This window comes from Mycobacterium sp. SMC-4 (assembly GCF_050205565.1).
In the GTDB taxonomy this organism is placed as follows: Bacteria; Actinomycetota; Actinomycetes; order Mycobacteriales; family Mycobacteriaceae; genus Mycobacterium.
In genome coordinates this window covers 134,933-152,781 of record NZ_JBNMQU010000008.1, presented here as the reverse complement: position 1 = coordinate 152,781, position 17,849 = coordinate 134,933, and the positions used below count along the sequence as shown (strand labels likewise).

18 protein-coding genes are annotated in these 17,849 nt (G+C 67.8%); 17 read left to right on the top strand and 1 reads right to left on the bottom strand.

Going from position 1 to position 17,849, the window contains the following annotated elements; translation table 11 throughout:
* Positions 1-4: 4 nt before the first annotated feature.
* Positions 5-298 (bottom strand): WhiB family transcriptional regulator, encoded by a 294-nt coding sequence (locus ACQI46_RS15685; RefSeq protein ID WP_427094937.1) that lies wholly within the window; start codon positions 296-298, stop codon positions 5-7.
* Positions 299-681: 383 nt separating this feature from the next.
* Here ACQI46_RS15685 and ACQI46_RS15680 point away from each other — a divergent pair, with 383 nt between their 5' ends.
* From ACQI46_RS15680 to ACQI46_RS15600, 17 genes are all read left to right on the top strand, one after another.
* On the top strand, positions 682-1,407 hold the full coding sequence (locus tag ACQI46_RS15680) for a transcriptional regulator (protein WP_427094936.1): 726 nt from the start codon (positions 682-684) through the stop codon (positions 1,405-1,407).
* A 280-nt stretch (positions 1,408-1,687) separates the two neighbouring features.
* The gene (locus tag ACQI46_RS15675) at positions 1,688-2,941 is read left to right on the top strand and encodes an EspA/EspE family type VII secretion system effector (protein WP_427094935.1); all 1,254 of its coding nucleotides are present in this window, start codon (positions 1,688-1,690) and stop codon (positions 2,939-2,941) included.
* Positions 2,942-2,958: 17 nt separating this feature from the next.
* Complete coding sequence (locus ACQI46_RS15670) at positions 2,959-3,300, top strand: type VII secretion target (protein WP_427094934.1); 342 nt, start codon at positions 2,959-2,961, stop codon at positions 3,298-3,300.
* Positions 3,297-4,148: an ESX secretion-associated protein EspG gene (locus tag ACQI46_RS15665; protein ID WP_427094933.1), complete on the top strand. Its 852-nt coding sequence runs from the start codon at positions 3,297-3,299 to the stop codon at positions 4,146-4,148. The genes ACQI46_RS15670 and ACQI46_RS15665 overlap by 4 nt, the downstream gene beginning before the upstream one ends.
* A gap of 16 nt (positions 4,149-4,164) precedes the next feature.
* On the top strand, positions 4,165-4,689 hold the full coding sequence (locus ACQI46_RS15660) for a hypothetical protein (protein WP_427094932.1): 525 nt from the start codon (positions 4,165-4,167) through the stop codon (positions 4,687-4,689).
* On the top strand, positions 4,686-6,407 hold the full coding sequence (gene eccA / locus ACQI46_RS15655; protein ID WP_427094931.1) for a type VII secretion AAA-ATPase EccA: 1,722 nt from the start codon (positions 4,686-4,688) through the stop codon (positions 6,405-6,407). The genes ACQI46_RS15660 and eccA overlap by 4 nt, the downstream gene beginning before the upstream one ends.
* 12 nt (positions 6,408-6,419) lie before the next feature.
* Positions 6,420-7,895 (top strand): type VII secretion protein EccB, encoded by a 1,476-nt coding sequence (gene eccB, locus ACQI46_RS15650; protein WP_427094930.1) that lies wholly within the window; start codon positions 6,420-6,422, stop codon positions 7,893-7,895.
* On the top strand, positions 7,892-10,120 hold the full coding sequence (eccCa, locus tag ACQI46_RS15645; RefSeq protein WP_427094929.1) for a type VII secretion protein EccCa: 2,229 nt from the start codon (positions 7,892-7,894) through the stop codon (positions 10,118-10,120). Before eccB ends, eccCa begins: the two co-directional genes overlap by 4 nt.
* Complete coding sequence (locus ACQI46_RS15640) at positions 10,117-10,263, top strand: hypothetical protein (protein ID WP_427094928.1); 147 nt, start codon at positions 10,117-10,119, stop codon at positions 10,261-10,263. The genes eccCa and ACQI46_RS15640 overlap by 4 nt, the downstream gene beginning before the upstream one ends.
* Positions 10,260-12,041 (top strand): type VII secretion protein EccCb, encoded by a 1,782-nt coding sequence (gene eccCb, locus ACQI46_RS15635; RefSeq protein ID WP_427094927.1) that lies wholly within the window; start codon positions 10,260-10,262, stop codon positions 12,039-12,041. The genes ACQI46_RS15640 and eccCb overlap by 4 nt, the downstream gene beginning before the upstream one ends.
* Before the next feature lie 146 nt (positions 12,042-12,187).
* Positions 12,188-12,484, top strand: coding sequence for a PE family protein (locus tag ACQI46_RS15630; RefSeq protein WP_427094926.1), 297 nt, complete (start codon positions 12,188-12,190; stop codon positions 12,482-12,484).
* A 29-nt stretch (positions 12,485-12,513) separates the two neighbouring features.
* The gene (locus ACQI46_RS15625) at positions 12,514-13,821 is read left to right on the top strand and encodes a PPE family protein (RefSeq protein WP_427094925.1); all 1,308 of its coding nucleotides are present in this window, start codon (positions 12,514-12,516) and stop codon (positions 13,819-13,821) included.
* 88 nt (positions 13,822-13,909) lie between these two features.
* Entirely contained in the window at positions 13,910-14,212 is a 303-nt protein-coding gene (locus ACQI46_RS15620) for a WXG100 family type VII secretion target (RefSeq protein WP_427094924.1), read from the top strand.
* Between the two features lie 30 nt (positions 14,213-14,242).
* Positions 14,243-14,530, top strand: a complete 288-nt coding sequence (locus ACQI46_RS15615; RefSeq protein WP_098005647.1) for a WXG100 family type VII secretion target — start codon at positions 14,243-14,245, stop codon at positions 14,528-14,530.
* Positions 14,531-14,624: 94 nt separating this feature from the next.
* Positions 14,625-16,001, top strand: coding sequence for an ESX-1 associated ATP-binding protein EpsI N-terminal domain-containing protein (locus ACQI46_RS15610; protein WP_427094923.1), 1,377 nt, complete (start codon positions 14,625-14,627; stop codon positions 15,999-16,001).
* Positions 15,998-17,524, top strand: a complete 1,527-nt coding sequence (eccD, locus tag ACQI46_RS15605) for a type VII secretion integral membrane protein EccD (protein ID WP_427094922.1) — start codon at positions 15,998-16,000, stop codon at positions 17,522-17,524. Before ACQI46_RS15610 ends, eccD begins: the two co-directional genes overlap by 4 nt.
* Before the next feature lie 7 nt (positions 17,525-17,531).
* Positions 17,532-17,849, top strand: coding sequence for a type VII secretion target (locus ACQI46_RS15600; RefSeq protein ID WP_427094921.1), 318 nt, complete (start codon positions 17,532-17,534; stop codon positions 17,847-17,849).

Sequence of the window (17,849 nt, the reverse complement as noted above, 5' to 3'; positions counted from 1 at the left end):
GGGCTCAGGCGCTTTCGGCGTAGTAGACACGGCGGGCCCGCACCGGGTAGCCGTTCTGCTCGGCCAATGACTTGAGCTGGCGCAGCGCAAAGGTGCGACCGCGGCCGGCTTCCGGCACGTAGATGCCCGCCCAGAGTCCTTCCGCGCGCGGCGACTCACACGCCTCCCGTGCGCACAGCCACCGTCGCGGGCAGGACCGGCAGATGGCCTTCGCCTCGTCGTCGGCGGTAGTTGTCCAACGTTCGGGGTCAGTGGTGCACGCGCCGACCGGTGTCTCGTCAAACGGCAGTCCGTTCATCGTGTCGCTCCTCTGTGCCTGGCGGCGTCATGCCGCGATGCTGCAAAAGCTAACCGACAAACCGTAGCGATGCAACAGTTACCGCGATGGAAGTGTGATCGTTCGGTGGGCGGGCTTTGGTCGGGTGGCCGAGATTCCACTTGCGTCGCAGTCCCTTGAACTGGCCATACACCCATTTCTGGGTGTGATGACGCGGAAGGCGGATTTCCGGGTGACACTCCGGCATCTCTGCAGAAATGCCGACACTGAAGGTGTAGCTTTGGCACAGAAAGAGTTCGGTTTTGCTCACCCAAGTCGTAGCGGACGGAGGCTCGATCGTTACGATGACGGCACTGATCGACCGAGCGCACCGCTCCCTGACAGCACGAGGTATCCGGGCCACGATGACGAACGCGGAGTCGACCGACGCGTCGACCAGCGCCCCGGACCCAGGAATGGTGCGGGCCGGCGCCGCCGCGGCAGCGCGCCGCCGTGAACTCGACATCAGCCAACGCCGACTCGCAGCCGAAGGCATCATCAACGCCGGCGCCCTGATCGCGTTCGAGAAAGGCCGAAGCTGGCCGCGGCAGCGCACGAGGGCCCGCCTGGAAGAAGTTCTGCGCTGGCCCCCGGGAACCATCGAACGGTTGCGGCGCGGCGAGTCGGTCCAGCCCACCCCGTCTCCGGCCCCCGGGAACGACGAGATCAGCCTGCTTGCTCAGGCGGTGACGACGGCGGCGGGGACCCTGCGCTCTACGGTCGCGGCCCTGCCGGGACCCGACGACGACTCGTTCACCCCGCGCGCCACCGCGGTGTTGTCGGACTTGCGCCAGCTGGAAGCTGTCGCAGCCCGCGCCGCCCGCATCGGTCGGGTCACGCCGGCTCTGATCAAGGCGCTCGGCACGGTGCGCAACCTGTACGACGAGCTGATGTTGCGCGCGGCGACGGCACCCCACGCCACGCTGGGCCAGCGCCTCTATGCCGTCCGGCGCGGGGCCAACCTCACGGTCGCCGAAACTGCCCAAGCTGCGGGAATTTCCGAGGAAGCCATCCGTCAGGTGGAAGCCGAGGAACCGGTCTCCGTAACCGATGTCGAGGCAGTCGAAGCGCTGGTTCGACAGATCGCCTGACGGACTAGCAAAGTAGGCGACCCCGGGAGCGCCGGCTGGATGAGGTCGAAGCCCCCACGCCGCCGGCACGTGAGCAGCCTGGCGACGCGAGAGTGTCCCGATGGCTCGACGGTGCATGCTCTGAAATTTGCCGCATAGCCCAAAGCCCAGCATAAAAGGCGACTGAGGACTTGCTGAGAGAACGTATTTCGCGCCGTCCGGTAGCGAAATCGGGGCCAGAATTGGCGCGTGGAGCGTCTCGCAGGCGCTGGTAGTCTCCTCCGGGGAAGGGGTGGACCAGATGGATCTGAACGATCTATTCGGGCGAATCGGCAAACCGTCGCCGGCGTATGTGGCAGATCAGTTCGGCGCGGGTGGCCCACGTCGTGCATACGGATCGCCCATCCTGGCGGCGGGGCAGGCGGTGATCGCCGGTATGCGCTCGACCACCGGGTGGGGGGAGCCGGAATCAGGGGAGAGGTTCGGTCTGTCAGCCGCGCGTTTCGACACCGCCGGTGGCACCTTGGCCACTGCACTTCCGACCTCCGACTGGGAGGGTGCCGGCGCCCAGACGTATGCGGCGGCCAACCTCCGGCAGTCCGGACGAACAACGTCGATCGGCGTTCTCGATCGTCGTGTGCAGCAGGTGGTTTCGCGTCAGGCGCGCCAGATCGCGACCCATCGCGAGAACCTGGATCAGCAGTCGGACTTCCTTGCTGATCTCAGCCACGCGACGCGGGCTCTTTCCTTCGTCCCGGGGGTCGGCCCGGCCGCCAAAACGACGGTGGAGGTGGCGGCGGTGGCCACCGCCGTGCAGGCCGGCGAGCAGGACCTGCGCGCGCTCACCTATGAGGTGTCCGACAGCCGAGCTGAGCTGAACCAGCTGGCGGTCGAGTACGCCTCGCTCGCGGTGCCGGAGAGTCCGCCGGTGCTGACCGAGGAACCCATGCTCGGCAAAGACGGCAAGGACGACGGAGTCGTCGTCGACGAGCACGTCGACGAGCACGGCCAGCACGTCGACGACGCCAGACACGACGGTCCGTACGGCTCATCGATCGCGTCGGCGGACGGCGACCCGGGCGTCGGTTTCGCGGACCCGCCGTCCCCGATTCCCGCTTCGACGGCCCCGTGGACGTCGACCTCGGCAGCACCGGCAGCGGCCGCACCCGCGGATCCGATGGCGGCGATGAACGCAGCCGTCGGTGCCGCCGGCGGCATGATCGGCGCCATCGTCGCCCCGCTGTCCGCGGTGCTGGCCGCAGCGGTGGGAGCAGCGACCGAGTCGGTGTCGGCCGTGACGTCCGCCGGTGGCGACACCGAGGCCGCCGAGGAATCGGCACTGCAGAGCGAGAGCGCCGACGAGGCGCGCGACGACGCCGACGAACCGGACGTCGACGACCGAGCCGCCACCGCGCACGACACCGGGGCGGCGGGACCCTCCGCCGGTGACCCCGCGCCCGCCTCGCCGACCACGGAGGGAGCACGCACACCCGTGCCCGCCGACAGGTTGGAGCCCGCCGTGCCCCCGCCCGCCGCGACCCGCCCCCCGCAGTGACGAGCAGGAGAACCGCCATGTGGAACGAAACGCTGCGCGTCGAACCCGGGCATGTCCGGGAACTGGCCGCCAAGCACGCGCAGGCGGCGGCCGAATTGGCCTCTGCCGCCGCGCTGGTCGACGGTGTCGACACCGACGTGCAGATCTCGCACGGCGTGATCGCGTGGCCCAGCGCCGGTGCGCTCGCCACGGTTCAGCGGGCGCGTCAGCGGGCGGCCCGCCGGATCGCCGAGCGCTCGGCAGAGCTGTCCGATGGGCTGGCATCGGCCGCCGCACGCTACCTGAGCACCGACGACAGCTCCGGTGCTGCTCTCGATCGGACAATGACACCGACGCCGCCCGCGCCGAGGCTGCGATGACGGCGGGACCGTACCTGGGCGAAGGGGAACCGACGCACTACGACGACGTCGTCGGCGTCGAGCTGACCATCGACGGGATGCTGGTGGTGGCCGACCTCCTGCACCTGGTCGACTTCCCGCTGTCGCTGGGCATCCGTCCCAACATTCCCTACGAAGACCAGCGCAAGATCGTCTGGGACCAGGTCACCCGGGACCTCACCGCGCAAGGAGTGCTGACCGCCTTCGGCGACCCGCACCCCGAGGTGGCTGCGATGGTCGATGTGCTCAGCAGACCCGACCGAACTCTCGATTGCCGCTGGTGGCGGCGCGATGTCGGTGGCAAGATGATTCGGTTCGTGGTCTGTCGCAAGGGGGATCGCCATGTCGTCGCCGCCCGCGATGAGGACATGTTGGTACTGCAGCGCGTCGCTCCGCAGATCGGGCTCGCCGCGATGGTGAACGTCGTGATCGGTGACGAACCCGCGGCGAACGTCGAGCCGCTGACGGGCCTGGCCCATGAGCTGGCGCGCGTGCGCGGCGCCGATCAGCTCGCCGGGTATGGGCAGCCGCCGTCGTCAGCGAAAATCTACGCCGAGGCGACCGGCAAGCCGAGCAGTTGGGTGGAGATCACCGCCAACGAGCGCCATCCCGGCGGAACCTACTCGCAAGCCGGTGTCGGTGCCGGCGTGCTGGATTCGTCGCACGGCCGAATCGTCTCGATCCCCCGGCGGGTGAACGGCGAGTTGTACGGCAGCTTCCTGCCCGGAACCCCGGAGAACCTGCAGCGAGCGCTCGACGGGTTGGTGGAGTTCCTGCCGTCGGCGAGGTGGTTCGACTCCACGCCCGCAGATACGACCTACCACGACTGAGAAAGGCGAGACCACGGTGGCTTACCCTCCGGCCGGTGCCCCCGACGACGGGGAGCGCGACGACCTGGCAGCGCTGGACTTCAGCGCCGCCGGCGGTGCCGAGGGCGAAACCGACCTCGGTGTCATCCTCGACGCCTACACCGCACCCGAGATCGACGACGTCGACCCCGTTTTCACGATCGACGACGACCGTGGGCCCGGCGAGGACCCGATGCCGACGTTCACCGTGACCAACCCGCCCGGAACCGTCACCGTCACCACCTTCATGGACGGTCGCGTCCACCACATCGACCTGTCCCCGAAAGTGGTGTCCATGACGGAGATGGGACTGGCCGAAGAGATCGTGGTCATCGCCGGGCTCGCCACGCAGGACGCCCGCTCGGCGCAGTACACGTTCATGTTGGAAGGGATGCAGGAGCAGGGGCACGACAACGCCGCTACTCGCGACTTCCTCAGCCGCGATCTGGATCTGCCCACCCCGGAACAGGCACAGGCCGCGCGGGCCGAACTGTTCGCGACTCGATACACAGGTGAGGAATGACTGAACATCTGGCCAGTCTGTTCGGCACCGCGGTCGGAATGCTGCCGACCGCGCCCGCGCGTTCCCTCGAAATGTTCACCGAGATCACCGATTTCGATGAGACAGCCTGTGACGCCTGGGTGGGACGCATCCGCTGCGGCGACACCGACCGAGTCACGATGTTCCGGGCCTGGTACTCCCGCAACAACTTCGGTCAACTGGCCGGTGCGGCCGAGGTGCCGATCATCACTCTCGGAGCGCGGGTGCCGATCGGCGGGATGTACGGCGACATCACCTACCCGGTGAACTCACCGCTGGCCATCACGATGGGTTTTGCCGTCACCGAAGCGGCGGTCGGCAACTACACCGACGCGATGGAAGCGCTCGAAGGAATCCCGTCCGCCGGTGCCGAACATCTCGTGTCCTGGGGCAAAGCCGTGATCTACGGTGCGGCGCAACGCTGGACCGACGTGATCGACGAGGTGCGAGGCGCCGGCGCGTGGCCCGACAAGTTCCTGGCCGCCGCAGCCGGTGTGGCCCACGGTGTCGCCGCCGCGAACCTGGGACTGTTCACCGAGGCCGAACGGCGTCTCGTGGAATCGAACGCGTCCCCGGCGGGCGAGGCGTGCGCCCAGGCCATCGCCTGGTTCCTCGCGATGACACGGCGGGGGCAGGGCAACGAGGAGGCCGCGGTCGCACTCCTCGAGTGGTTGCAGGCCACGCATCCAACCCCGCAGGTCACCGCGGCGTTGAAGGACCCGAACTACCGCTTGCAGACCACCACCGCCGAGCAGATCGCCACGCGCCGGGACGTCTGGGATCCCGACAGCGTGGAGGCCGACACGTCGGGACGCGAGAAGCTGCTCGAAGAGGCACAGGCGGAGTTGGACCGACAGATCGGCCTGGCCCGGGTCAAGGAGCAGATCGAGCGGTATCGTGCGGCCACACAGATGGCCAAAGTGCGTGCGGCACGCGGGATGAAGGTGGCCCAGGCGTCCAAGCACATGATCTTCACCGGCCCGCCAGGTACCGGTAAGACCACCATCGCGCGGGTGGTGGCCAACATCTTGGCCGGGCTCGGCGTCATCGCCGAACCCAAACTGGTGGAGACATCCCGCAAGGATTTCGTCGCCGAATACGAAGGGCAGTCCGCGGTCAAGACCGCTCGTACCATCGACCGTGCAATGGGCGGCGTCCTGTTCATCGACGAGGCGTACACCCTGGTGCAGGAACGCGACGGGCGCGCCGATCCGTTCGGCACCGAAGCTTTGGACACGCTGCTGGCCCGGATGGAGAACGACCGCGACCGGTTGGTGGTGATCATCGCCGGCTACAGCACCGACATCGACCGGCTGCTGGAGAGCAACGACGGTCTGCGCTCGCGGTTCGCGACCCGCATCGAGTTCGACTCGTACTCTGCGGAGGAGATCGTCGACATCGCCAAAGTCATTGCGGCAGGAAATGACTCATCGCTCAGCGATGACGCGGCCAAACAGGTCCACGAGGCGGCCACGCTGCTCAGTGCCAGCACGGTCAGCGGGAAGCCGGCGCTGGACGTGGCGGGCAACGGCCGCTACGCGCGGCAGTTGGTGGAGGCCGGTGAGCAGACCCGCGACATGCGGCTGGCGCGTTCGCTGGACATCGACTCCCTGGATGTGGAGCAGCTCAGCGAGATCAACGGTGACGACATGGCCGCGGCGATCACCTCGGTGCACGCCCGCCTCAACATCGGCGGATAGGTCAGGGCGCGGATGGCAGGTTTCAGGCTCACCACCAAGGTTCAGGTCAGCGGCTGGCGTTTCCTCCTGCGCCGCGTCGAGCACGCCATCGTGCGTCGTGACACCCGGATGTTCGACGACCCGCTGCAGTTCTACAGCCGAGCCGTCACCGCCGGCATCGTCATCGCAGTGTTGATCTGTTTGGGCGCAGCGCTGCTGGCCTACTTCAAACCGCTGGGTAAGCGGGGAGGAGACGCGCTGCTCGTCGACCGAGCCACCAACCAGCTGTATGTGGTGTTGCCGGACAACGGCCAGCTGCGGCCCGTCTACAACCTGACCTCGGCGCGGCTCATCCTCGGCAGCAGCGGGACACCGGTGGCGGTGAAGTCCGAAGAACTCGACCGGATGCCCAAGGGGCAGCCCCTCGGCATCCCCGGCGCGCCGTACGCCACCCCGGTGTCGTCCACGCCGGAATCGCAGTGGAGCCTGTGCGACACCGTCATCAAGCCGGAAAGCGTCGCGCCCCAAGTGGATTCGTCTGTGCTCATCGCACCACTGGCGATGGATTCGTCGGTGGGGCCGATGCGCCCGGACGAAGGCATGCTGGTGTCGTTCAAGGAACAGGACTGGCTCGTGACGGCCGCCGGCCGGCACGCCATCGACCTGTCCGACCGCGCGGTGACCTCCGCGGTGGGCATACCGGTGACCGCCCGGTCCGCACCGATCTCGCAGGGGCTGTTCAACGCCCTGCCCGATGCGGGACCGTGGCGCCTGGCGCCCATCGCCGCGGTGGGCACGCCGAACACGGTCGGACTGCCCCCGGAACTGGTGGTCGGCAGCGTCTTCAAGACCGTGACCGAGAACGACCAGCAGCACTACGTGGTGCTCACCAACGGTGTGGCCAAGGTCAACGACACCACGGCCGCAGCGTTGCGGGCCACCGACTCTTACGGGTTGGTGGCACCACCGTCGATGGAGCCGAGTGCAGTGGCCCGCATCCCCGAGCAGGTGTACAGCTCTCCGCTGCCGGACTCCGCGATGAACATGTTGCTCAGGCAAGACATGCCGACCCTGTGTTGGTCCTGGGTGCGTGAGCCGGGTGATCAAGGGCCGAAGACCACGGTGATCGCCGGTCGCCGGCTGCCGCTGTCCGCAGCGGCCCGCACCACCGGCATCGACCAGATCACCGGTGACAACACGGTGTACATCAACGGCGGTCAGTACGTGAGGCTGCAGTCGCCCGATCCGAAGTACGGCGAGAGTCTCTATTACATCGACCCGCAGGGGGTCCGCTACGGTCTGCCCGACGAAGACACCGCGGCTGATCTGGGGCTGAGCGCTCCGCGCACCGCGCCCTGGCAGGTGGTCAGCCTGCTCGTGGACGGCCCGGTCCTGTCCAAGGATGCCGCGCTGGTCGAGCACGACACCTTGCCGGGAAACCCGTTCCCGCGCAAGGTCAACGGCCAGGACGCCGTACCGGCCGGAGCCGCGACCGGAGGTGGCGGATGACGACGCGCAAGTTCACCCCGATCATCAAACGGGGACCCCGCCTGACACCCGGCGAGATCAACGTGACGCCGCCGGACGACCTCGGCATCGACATTCCGCCGTCGGGCATGCAGAAGGCGCTGCCCTGGGTGCTCGGCGGATGCATGCTCGGCATGATCGCGATCATGCTGTTCAGCGGGATACGCCAGCTCTCGCCGTACATGCTGATGATGCCGCTGATGATGGTGATGGCCGCGGTCGGCCTGATGGCCAGCGGTGGCAGCGGCGGCAAGAAGGTGCCCGAGATCAATGCCGACCGTAAGGAATACCTGCGCTACCTGGCGAACCTGCGGACCCGGGTGACGTCATCGGCGGCCGCACAGGTGACGTTCTTCAACTACCACGCTCCGCACCCCGACGACCTGCTGTCGATCATCGGAACCCACCGGCAGTGGTCACGACCGGCCAACGCGGACTTCTACGCCGCCACGCGCATCGGTCTGGGTTCAGAGCCCGCCGTCGACCGGCTCCTCAAACCCGCAGTCGGCGGCGACCTGGCTGGTCCGACAGGTGCCCCGCAGCCGCACCTGGAGCCCGTCAGTCACATGTGGGTGACCAAGTTCCTGCGCACCCACGGCCTTATTCACGACTGTCCGAAACTGGTGCAGCTGCGGACATTTCCGACGATCGCCATCGGCGGCGACATCGACGGTGCCGCGGCATTGCTGCGAGCCATGGTGTGCCACCTGGCGGTGTTCCACCCGCCGGACCTCCTGCAGATTCGCGTGCTCATCGACAACCCGGAAGACCCCGACTGGGCCTGGGTCAAGTGGTTGCCGCACACCCAGCATCAGTCCGACACCGACGCCGCAGGCTCCACCCGGCTGGTGTTCACCCGCCCTGACGGACTCAGCGACCTGGCGGCCCGGGGACCCCATACCGCAGACGCCGTACCCAACGGGCCGTATGTCGTCGTGGTCGACCTGACCGGCGGCCGCGCCGGATTCCCCGTCGACGGACGGGCCGGGGTGACTGTCCTGACGCTCGGGAATCACCGCTCCGCATACCGGATTCGGGTCGACGCCGACGGAACGGCCGACGACAAGCTGCCCAACCAGACGTTCCGGCTGGTCGCCAACCAGGTGGACGCGATGACACCGGGCCAGGCCGCGCGCATCGCCCGCAAGTTGGCGGGCTGGTCGATCACCGGGACCATCATCGACAAGAGCACCCGGGTGCAGAAGAAGGTCGCCACCGAATGGCACGAGATCGTCGGTGCGCAGTCGGTCGAGGAGGTCACCCCGGCGCGCTGGCGGATGTTCGCCGACACCGACCGCGATCGGCTCCGGATCCCGTTCGGCCACGAACTCAAGACCGGCGACGTGATGTATCTGGACATCAAAGAGGGCGCCGAGTTCGGCGCCGGACCGCACGGCATGCTCATCGGCACCACCGGCTCCGGCAAGTCGGAGTTCCTCCGCACGCTGATCCTGTCGCTGGCCGCCACCCACCATCCCGACCAGATCAACCTGCTGCTCACCGACTTCAAGGGAGGTTCGACCTTCCTGGGGATGGAGAAGCTACCGCATACCGCCGCGGTGGTGACCAACATGGAGGAAGAAGCCGAGCTGGTCAGTCGGATGGGCGAGGTGCTCACCGGCGAGCTCGACCGTCGGCAATCAATCCTGCGGCAGGCCGGTATCCAGGTCGGTGCCGCCGGAGCGCTGTCCGGAGTCGCGGAGTACGAGAAGTACCGCGAACGGGGGGCTGACCTGCCGCCGCTACCGACGCTGTTCGTCGTGGTCGACGAGTTCGCCGAGCTGCTGCAGAACCACCCCGACTTCATCGGGCTGTTCGACCGCATCTGCCGCGTCGGACGGTCACTGCGTGTGCACCTGCTGTTGGCCACGCAGTCGCTGAACACCGGCGGCACCCGAATCGACAAACTCGAACCCAACCTGACCTACCGAATTGCTCTGCGTACCACCAGTTCCGCCGAGTCCAAGGCGGTCATCGGGACGCCCGAGGCGCAGTACATCTCGAACAAGGAGAGCGGCGTCGGCTTCCTGCGCGTCGGGATGGAGGACCCGGTGAAGTTCCAGACCGTCTACACCGGAAACCCCTATATGCCGACCGTTGCCGACCTCGGGGACGACGATGCCACCCCAGGGGCACACGCCGACAAGAGCATCCGTATCCACCGCTTCACGGCGGCTCCGATTCTGGACGCGACGGTGCTGTCATGACGCCGAGCGAGGAGCCGGAGGCGGATCGCGCATTGACGCCGAGCGAGGAGCCGGAGGCGGATCGCGCATTGACGCCGAGCGAGGAGCCGGAGGCGGATCGCGCATTGACGCCGAGCGAGGAGCCGGAGGCGGATCGCGCATGACAATCGATCCCGGACAGAAGGTGCTGCGCGAGGTTGTCCTCGAGCAGCTCTCCACCGGCGACAACCACGCGTATCGAATGTGGTTGCCGCCGTTGGCCGACCCGACCCCGGTCAACGAACTGATCTCGCGCGACTACGAACGCCGCCCGCTGCGCATCGGGCTGGGCATCATGGACGAGCCGCGCCGGCACCGCCAGGAAGTCTGGGGCATCGATGTGTCCACGGCTGCCGGGAACATCGCCGTCGGTGGCGCACCCCAGACCGGCAAGTCGAACTTCCTGCAGACGTTCATCCTGTCGGCGGCTGCCTCCCACACCCCGCGGCAGATCCAGTTCTACTGCGTGGACATGGGCGGTGGCGGCCTGATGTACGTCGAAGACCTGCCGCACGTCGGCGGCGTGGCCACCCGCGCGGAGCCCGACCGCGTCAACCGCGTCGTCGCCGAGGTGAAAGCCGTTCTCCGGCAACGCGAACAAACGTTCAAAGAGATCCGGGTCGGTTCCATGGCCGACTACCGGCAGCTCCGTGAGGACCCCGAGCACCCCGCGTCCGCGGACCCGTTCGGCGACGTCTTCCTCGTCATCGACGGCTGGCCCGCGTTCGCGGCGGAATTCCCCGATCTCGAGCCCGTCGTCCAGGACATCGCGGGCCAGGGCCTGTCGTACGGCGTACACACCATGATCTCCACGCCGCGCTGGACCGAACTCAAGGCCCGAATCCGGGACTATCTGGGCACCAAGGTCGAGTTCCGCCTCGGCGACGTCAACGAAACCCAGATCGACCGCATCACCCGCGAGATCCCGTTGAACCGACCCGGCCGTGCCGTCTCCACCGAGAAGCACCATCTGATGATCGGCGTGCCCCGCATGGACGGAGTGCACAGCGCCGACGGGTTGGTGCCCGCGCTCACCGCCGCGGTGCAGGAGATCGCGGCCCGGCACACCGACGAGGCTCCGCGAGTTCGCGTGCTGCCCAGCCGAATTCACCTGCACCAGCTCGACCCGACACCGCCGGGCCCCGACTCCGACTACCGGACGCGGTGGACGGTGCCGGTCGGAGTGCGGGAAGCCGACCTGACCGTCGCCCACAACAACATGCACACCAGCCCCCACCAGCTGATCTTCGGGGCACCCAAGTCCGGCAAGACGACGATCGCCGCCGCGATCGCGCGGGCGATCTGTGCCCGCAACAGTCCCGAGCAGGTGCGGTTCATGATCGCCGACTACCGATCCGGGCTGCTCGAGGCCGTGCCCGACACGCATCTCTTGCGCGCGGGCGCCATCAACCGTAACCACGCGACGCTGGAAGCCTCGATCAAGGCGCTGGCGATCAACCTCACCAAGCGGCTTCCGCCGACCGACCTGACGCCTTCGCAGCTGCGGGCGCGGTCCTGGTGGACCGGACCGGACATCGTGCTGCTGGTCGACGACTGGCACATGATCGTGGCGGCGGGCGGCATGATGTCGCCGATGGCGCCGCTGACGCCCCTGTTGCCGGCCGCCGCGGACATCGGCCTGCACCTGATCGTGACGTGTCAGATGAGCCAGGCGCACCGCGCGACCATGGACAAGTTCGTCGGCTCCGCGTACGGCGCCGGAACACCGACGATGTTCCTCTCCGGTGAGAAACAGGACTTCCCTTCGCGGGAGATCATCGTCAAGAAAAGGCCGCCTGGCCAGGCGTTTTACGTCTCGCCAGAGGGCAAGGAAGTCATCCAGGCCGCCTACTTGGATCCCCCCGCAGAAGAAGTGTTCCTACCACCCCCGGATGGCGGTTAGTATGGATTTCCGGGCGATCCAGCAAAGTCGCGGATCTCGCCCCAGCAAATGGAGTCGGGGGATTCACAAAGCAGTCACCGGCTGTCGGGACTAGTCGATCGACAAGTCAATACTTCGATCCCTACACGGATGGCAGGAGTCAGCAAATGCAGCCGTTGAGTCATAACGCCGGTGCGGCCGGTGTCGGAGGTCAGGTCGTCGCGAACGGCGCCCGCGGTTTGGCGGCCGGCACGGCAGCCACAGCAGAGGTCAGCGCACTGGCGCCGGCCGGGGCGGACGAGGTGTCGGTGATGGCGTCCGCGGCCTTCATGGCCGAGGGTCTGCAGACACTGGGGATCAATGCGATGGCCCAGGAAGAGCTGGCCCGCGCCGGTGCCACGGTCATCGAGATCGCCGGTATCTACCAGGCCGTCGACGGGGAGAACGGCGCCACTCTGGCCTGAGCCGGAGCGCCGAGACAACCGAGTACGCCATGGCCGTGCCGACCATTCCCATCCCGCCGATCTGGGGGGCCTTCCCTCCGGAGGTGAACACTTCGCGCCTGATGGCCGGAGCCGGGCCTGCGCCGATGTTGCAGGCTGCCGCGGGTTGGGAGGCGTTCGCGATCTCGCTCGAAACACAAGCAGACGAGCTCGCCGCAAGCCTGGCCTCGCTGGCGCAGATGTGGCAGGGCATGGGCAGCGAACGGGCGATCACCGCGTCGATGCCGATGGTGGTGTGGCTGCGCATGCTGTCGCTGCAGGCACACAAGCGCGCGATGCAGGCCACCGCGCAAGCCACCGCGTACTCCACGGCGATGGCCACCACGCCGCCGTTGCCCGAGATCGAACTGAACCACGTCACCCACGCGGTGCTGGAAGCCACCAACTTCCTCGGCGTCAACACCGTGCCGATCGGGCTGAACGAGGCCGACTACGTCCGCATGTGGGACCAGGCAGCCACCGTCATGAGCGTCTACCAGTCCGAGACGATGGTCAACGCCACGTTCGAGCCGGTGGCGATGCCCAAACCGATCGTGCTGCCCGGTGCTGCGGAGGCGGCCTTGGCGACCGGCATGGCCGGTGCAGCCCCGTTGATGGGCGGCGCCGCCGTCCGTAACGCGGTGTTCGCGCACGTGAGCGGGCAGGGCAAGGCCGACGAGGCGAACCTCAAGGCCGGCCGTGCCGAGCAGGGAGCGGCCCAGGCCGCGAATCAGGCACGCTCGCAAAGTGATTCGTCCAGCATGTTGAAGCAGGACCCGATGCAGATGGGCATGCAGCTCGTGTCCCAGCTGGGATCGGCGTTCGGGCAGGCGCCTCAGCAGCTGCAGGGCGTCACCCAGCCGTTCCAGCAGTTGGCGCAGCCGCTGCAACAGGTGTCGTCGCTGTTCGGTCAGATGGGCGGGATGGGCGGCGACAAGGGCGCGCAGGTCGGATTACTGGGCGCCACACCGTTTTCCAACCATCCGGCGCTCGGCGGCAACGGCGCCGCCACCGGTGCCGGGCTCGTGCGCGCCGCGTCGCTTCCGGGCGCCGGCGGTACCTCGGCGCGCACCCCGCTGATGTCCAACCTGGTCGGCAAGGAACTGATGCCGGGCATGAACCCCGTGTCGGTGGGCGCCGGTGCCGCGGCGGGGGGTGCCGGGGTCGGAGCCGCTCCGATCGGCGGCGCCGGCGGCGGAATGGGCGCGCCGATGGGCATGCTCGGACAGCGCGGGAAGAGCGGCGGGCACCGCGACGGACTGAACGCTCCCGCCCCCTTGGCACACGACCTCAGCGAGGACGAAGAAGACGACTGGTAAGTCGTCGACCACATCAAACTTGCCGGCCGCCTGGGTCGGGGAGCTCGTCAACCGACGAGAGCACAGGTAATCGAAGGAAGGGTCAGCAATGGGATTGGTGAATGCGGATACCCCGCAGTTGATGGCGGAGGCGGCGAATTTCGACCGCATCTGCGGCGAGCTCGCCACTGTTCTCGGCCAGGTCGAGTCGACCGCGGCCGCCCTGCAAGCCAGCATGAACAGCGAAGGTGCCGGCGCCGCCGCGCAGGCCGCGCTGCTGCGCTTCAACGAGGCCGCGGGCCAGCAGATCCGTCTGCTCGAAGACATCTCGCAGAACATCAACATCAGCGGCACGTCGTATCAGAACACCGATGCGCAGAACGCCGACGAACTCGCAAACCAGATGCTCTGACCGACCACCCGAGACTTTAGGAGAACAGACATGGGACTGATCGAATACAACTTCGCCGGAATCGAAAGCGGCGCAGGCGAACTGCAGGCCGCGGTGCAGCGCACCCTGGGTTTACTCGAAGAGGGACAGGGCTCGCTGGCGCGCCTGCAGGCCGCGTGGATGGGCGAGGGCTCGATGTCCTACCAGGCCGTGCAGCAGCGGTGGGACAACAACTCGATGGAGATCAACCAGGCCCTGCAGAGCCTCGGCCACGCCGTGAGCAATTCGGGCCAGAACATGGGCACCACCGAGAACGGTGTGATCGGAACCTTCACATAAGCGCACTCGAGCACAGCGGTGGGCGATCCGCCGAACGATGAACGATCGCCCACCGCGTGTGCCACCATCCCGACTACGACTTTGAGAGGTGCACATGTCGGCCGACTATGACCGGCTTTTCCACTCCCCGGATGCGCTGCGAACGGTCGACGACGACCAGGATCGGGAAACGCCGCCTGCGGGACGCGAGCCCACGGTTCCCGAGGGTGGCATGCCGCGCCACGAGGCGCCGCCGCCGATTCCTGTCAACCCCTTGAACACTCAGGGTGCGGCTGCACCACCACCACGCCAGACCGAGGTGACCACGCAGATCCCGCTCACCCCGGGGCCGGCGCCGCAGCAACTGCCCGACAACGGGTTGATGCGTGTGCCGCAGACGCAGCACACCTCGGGTGCGCGGCACCAGCAGCCGCACCCCGCTCCCGCTCCGGTGCCGCGTCCGGCGCCCCCGCCGTCTCCGAGCCAGCACTTCACCGAGGGCACTGTCGATCGCCACCCCGTTGTGCAGCAGGCGCCCAAGTCGGCTGCCGCGATCGGTAATCAGCGAGCCATCGACGCGCTGTCGCATGTCGGAGTGCGGTCGGCGGTCAAGCTGCCGCCGCAGCGCGGCTGGCGGCACTGGCTCTACCTGCTGACCCGGCTCAACCTGGGCCTGTCGCCCGACGAGCTCTACGAGATGGATCTGCACAACCGGATCCGCCGCAACGCCCGCGACTCGTACCAGATCGGTGTGTTCGGTCTGAAAGGTGGCATCGGAAAGACCGCGGTCACGGTCGCGCTCGGATCAGCGCTCAGCAGCATCCGCGGCGACCGCATCCTGGCCATCGACGCCGACCCCGACGGCGGCAATCTCGCCGATCGGGCCGGCCGCCAGTCCGCGGCCACCATCGCAGATCTGCTGTCGGACAAGGAACTTCACCGCTACAACGACATCCGTGCCTACACCAGCATGAACAGCGCGAACCTCGAAGTGCTGTCGTCGGAGGAGTACAGCGCGGCGCGCCGCGAGTTCAACGACGAAGACTGGCGTGCGGCCACCGACATCGTGTCGCGCTACTACAACCTGGTGCTGGCCGACTGCGGGGCCGGGCTGTTCCAGCCCGGGGCGAAAGGTGTCCTGTCCACGGTGTCGGGCCTGGTGATCGTCGCCAGCGCGTCGATCGACGGTGCCCGACAGGCCGCGATCACCATGGACTGGTTGCGGCAGAACGGCTACCAGGACCTGCTGGGCCGGTCGTGTGTGGTGATCAACCACGTGGTCCCCGGAAAGCCGAACATCGACGTCGAGGATCTGGTGCAGCAGTTCGAACGGCACGTGGCGCCCGGCCGGGTGATCGTGTTGCCCTACGACAAACACATCGCTGCCGGCACCGAGATCCAACTCGACCTGTTGGGCAGCACGTTCGAACGCCGGATCGTCGAACTGGCCGCAGCGCTGTCCGACGACTTCGACAGGCTCGAACGGCGTTGACCGCGACAGCTCCGTCCCCCACCTCGCCGACCCCGGCCACGGGGCGACCGTCGACGACCCGCGTCACCGTCCTGACGGGTCGGCGCATGACCGACCTGGTGTTGCCGTCGGCCGCGCCGATCGAAAGCTATGTCGACGAGACCGTCGCGGTGCTCGCCGACATCCTGGCCGATACCCCGGAAGACGTACTGGCGGGCTTCGACTTCAAGGCCCAGGGGGTGTGGTCGTTCGCGCGGCCCGGCGCCGCCCCGATCAGGCACTCCGCATCACTGGACGAGGCCGGCGTCGTGGACGGGTCGCTTCTGACGCTGGTCCCGGTCAGCCGCACTGAGCGGTACCGGCCGCTGGTCGAGGACGTCATCGACGCGATCGCCGTCCTCGACGAGACACCGGAGTTCGACCGCAGCGCGCTGTACCGGTTCGTCGGTCTGGTGCTGCCCGTCGCCGCTGTCATGGTCACCGTCGTCGCGATGCTGTCGTGGGCGTCGACCGGGCGGGACTGGTGGTGGGCCGTCGCCCTGGGGGTGCTGGGTGCCGGCCTGATGGGCGCGAGCATGTTGGCGCAGAAACGTTTTGACCACCTCGACATGGCGGAGAGCCTGCTGGTGTCGTCGCTGGCGACCCTGACCGGCGCCGTGGCGCTGGCTGTGCCGCTACCCCGCGGTGTCGATTCTCTGGGCGCGCCCCAGATCGCGGCTGCCGGTGCGCTGGTGCTGCTCCTGGTGCTGGCGACGCGCGGCGGTCCACGGCGGCGGGCCGAGGTCGGGGCGTTCCTCGCGGTGGGCGCGCTGGCCGTGACGCTCGCGGCGGTCGCCTACGGATACGGCTGGGGCAGTTGGGTTCCGGCCGGAGCCATCGCCTTCGGCCTGATCGTGGTGACCAACGCCGCGAAGCTGACCGTGGCGGTGGCCCGGATTGCGCTGCCACCGATCCCGGCGCCCGGCGAGACGGTGTCCAACGAGGAGCTCCTCGACCCCGTCACCACACTGGACACCTCCGAGGAATCCGAGACGTGGCAGGCCATCATCGCCTCGGTGCCGGACTCGGCCGCTCGCTTGACCGAGCGCAGCCGACTGGCCAAACGCCTGCTGATCGGTTTTCTTTCGGCCGGGGCCGTGACCTTGAGCATCGGCGCGATCGCGGTGGTGGTGCAAGGGCACTTCTTCCTGCACTCGATGATCGTGGCGTTACTGGTGACCATCGTCTGCGGATTCCGGTCGCGGCTCTACGCCGATCGTTGGTGTGCCTGGGCGTTGATGGCTGCGGCCGTGGCGATCCCGACAGGTGTGGCTGTGCGCCTGTGCCTGTGGTACCCGGAACGGGCGTGGCTGGTGCTCGCGGTGTACACCGTGGTGGCGTTGTGCGCGGTCATCATCATCGGCGCGACCGACGGTGTGCGCCGGGTGTCCCCGGTGACCAAGCGGATCTTCGAACTGTTCGACGGAGCGGCCATCGCCGCGGTGATCCCGATGCTGCTGTGGATCGCCGGGGTGTACGACCTGCTCCGCAATCTGAGGTTCTAGGGGCCTGATGAGCGGCATGTTGAAGGTCAACACCGACGAACTACGCACCGCCGGTAACTCGTTCACCGCCGCCGGTGAGCGGCTGGCGAATGTCAAGGCCGAGGCACCACTCGGTGACGCGGCCGCCGCTGTCCCGGGCCTGCAGACTGCAGTTGCCTGCCGCAGCGCCCAGACCGCCGTGGCGGCCGAGATGTCGGCGCTGGCGGGCGGTGCACGGAGCTACGGCACCAAACTCCGCGATGCTGCGGGGCGTTACGAGCAGACCGACAACCGATCGGGTGAGCAGATCCGCAGCGTCGAGGTTCCGAACCCCTCGCCCCGCTGA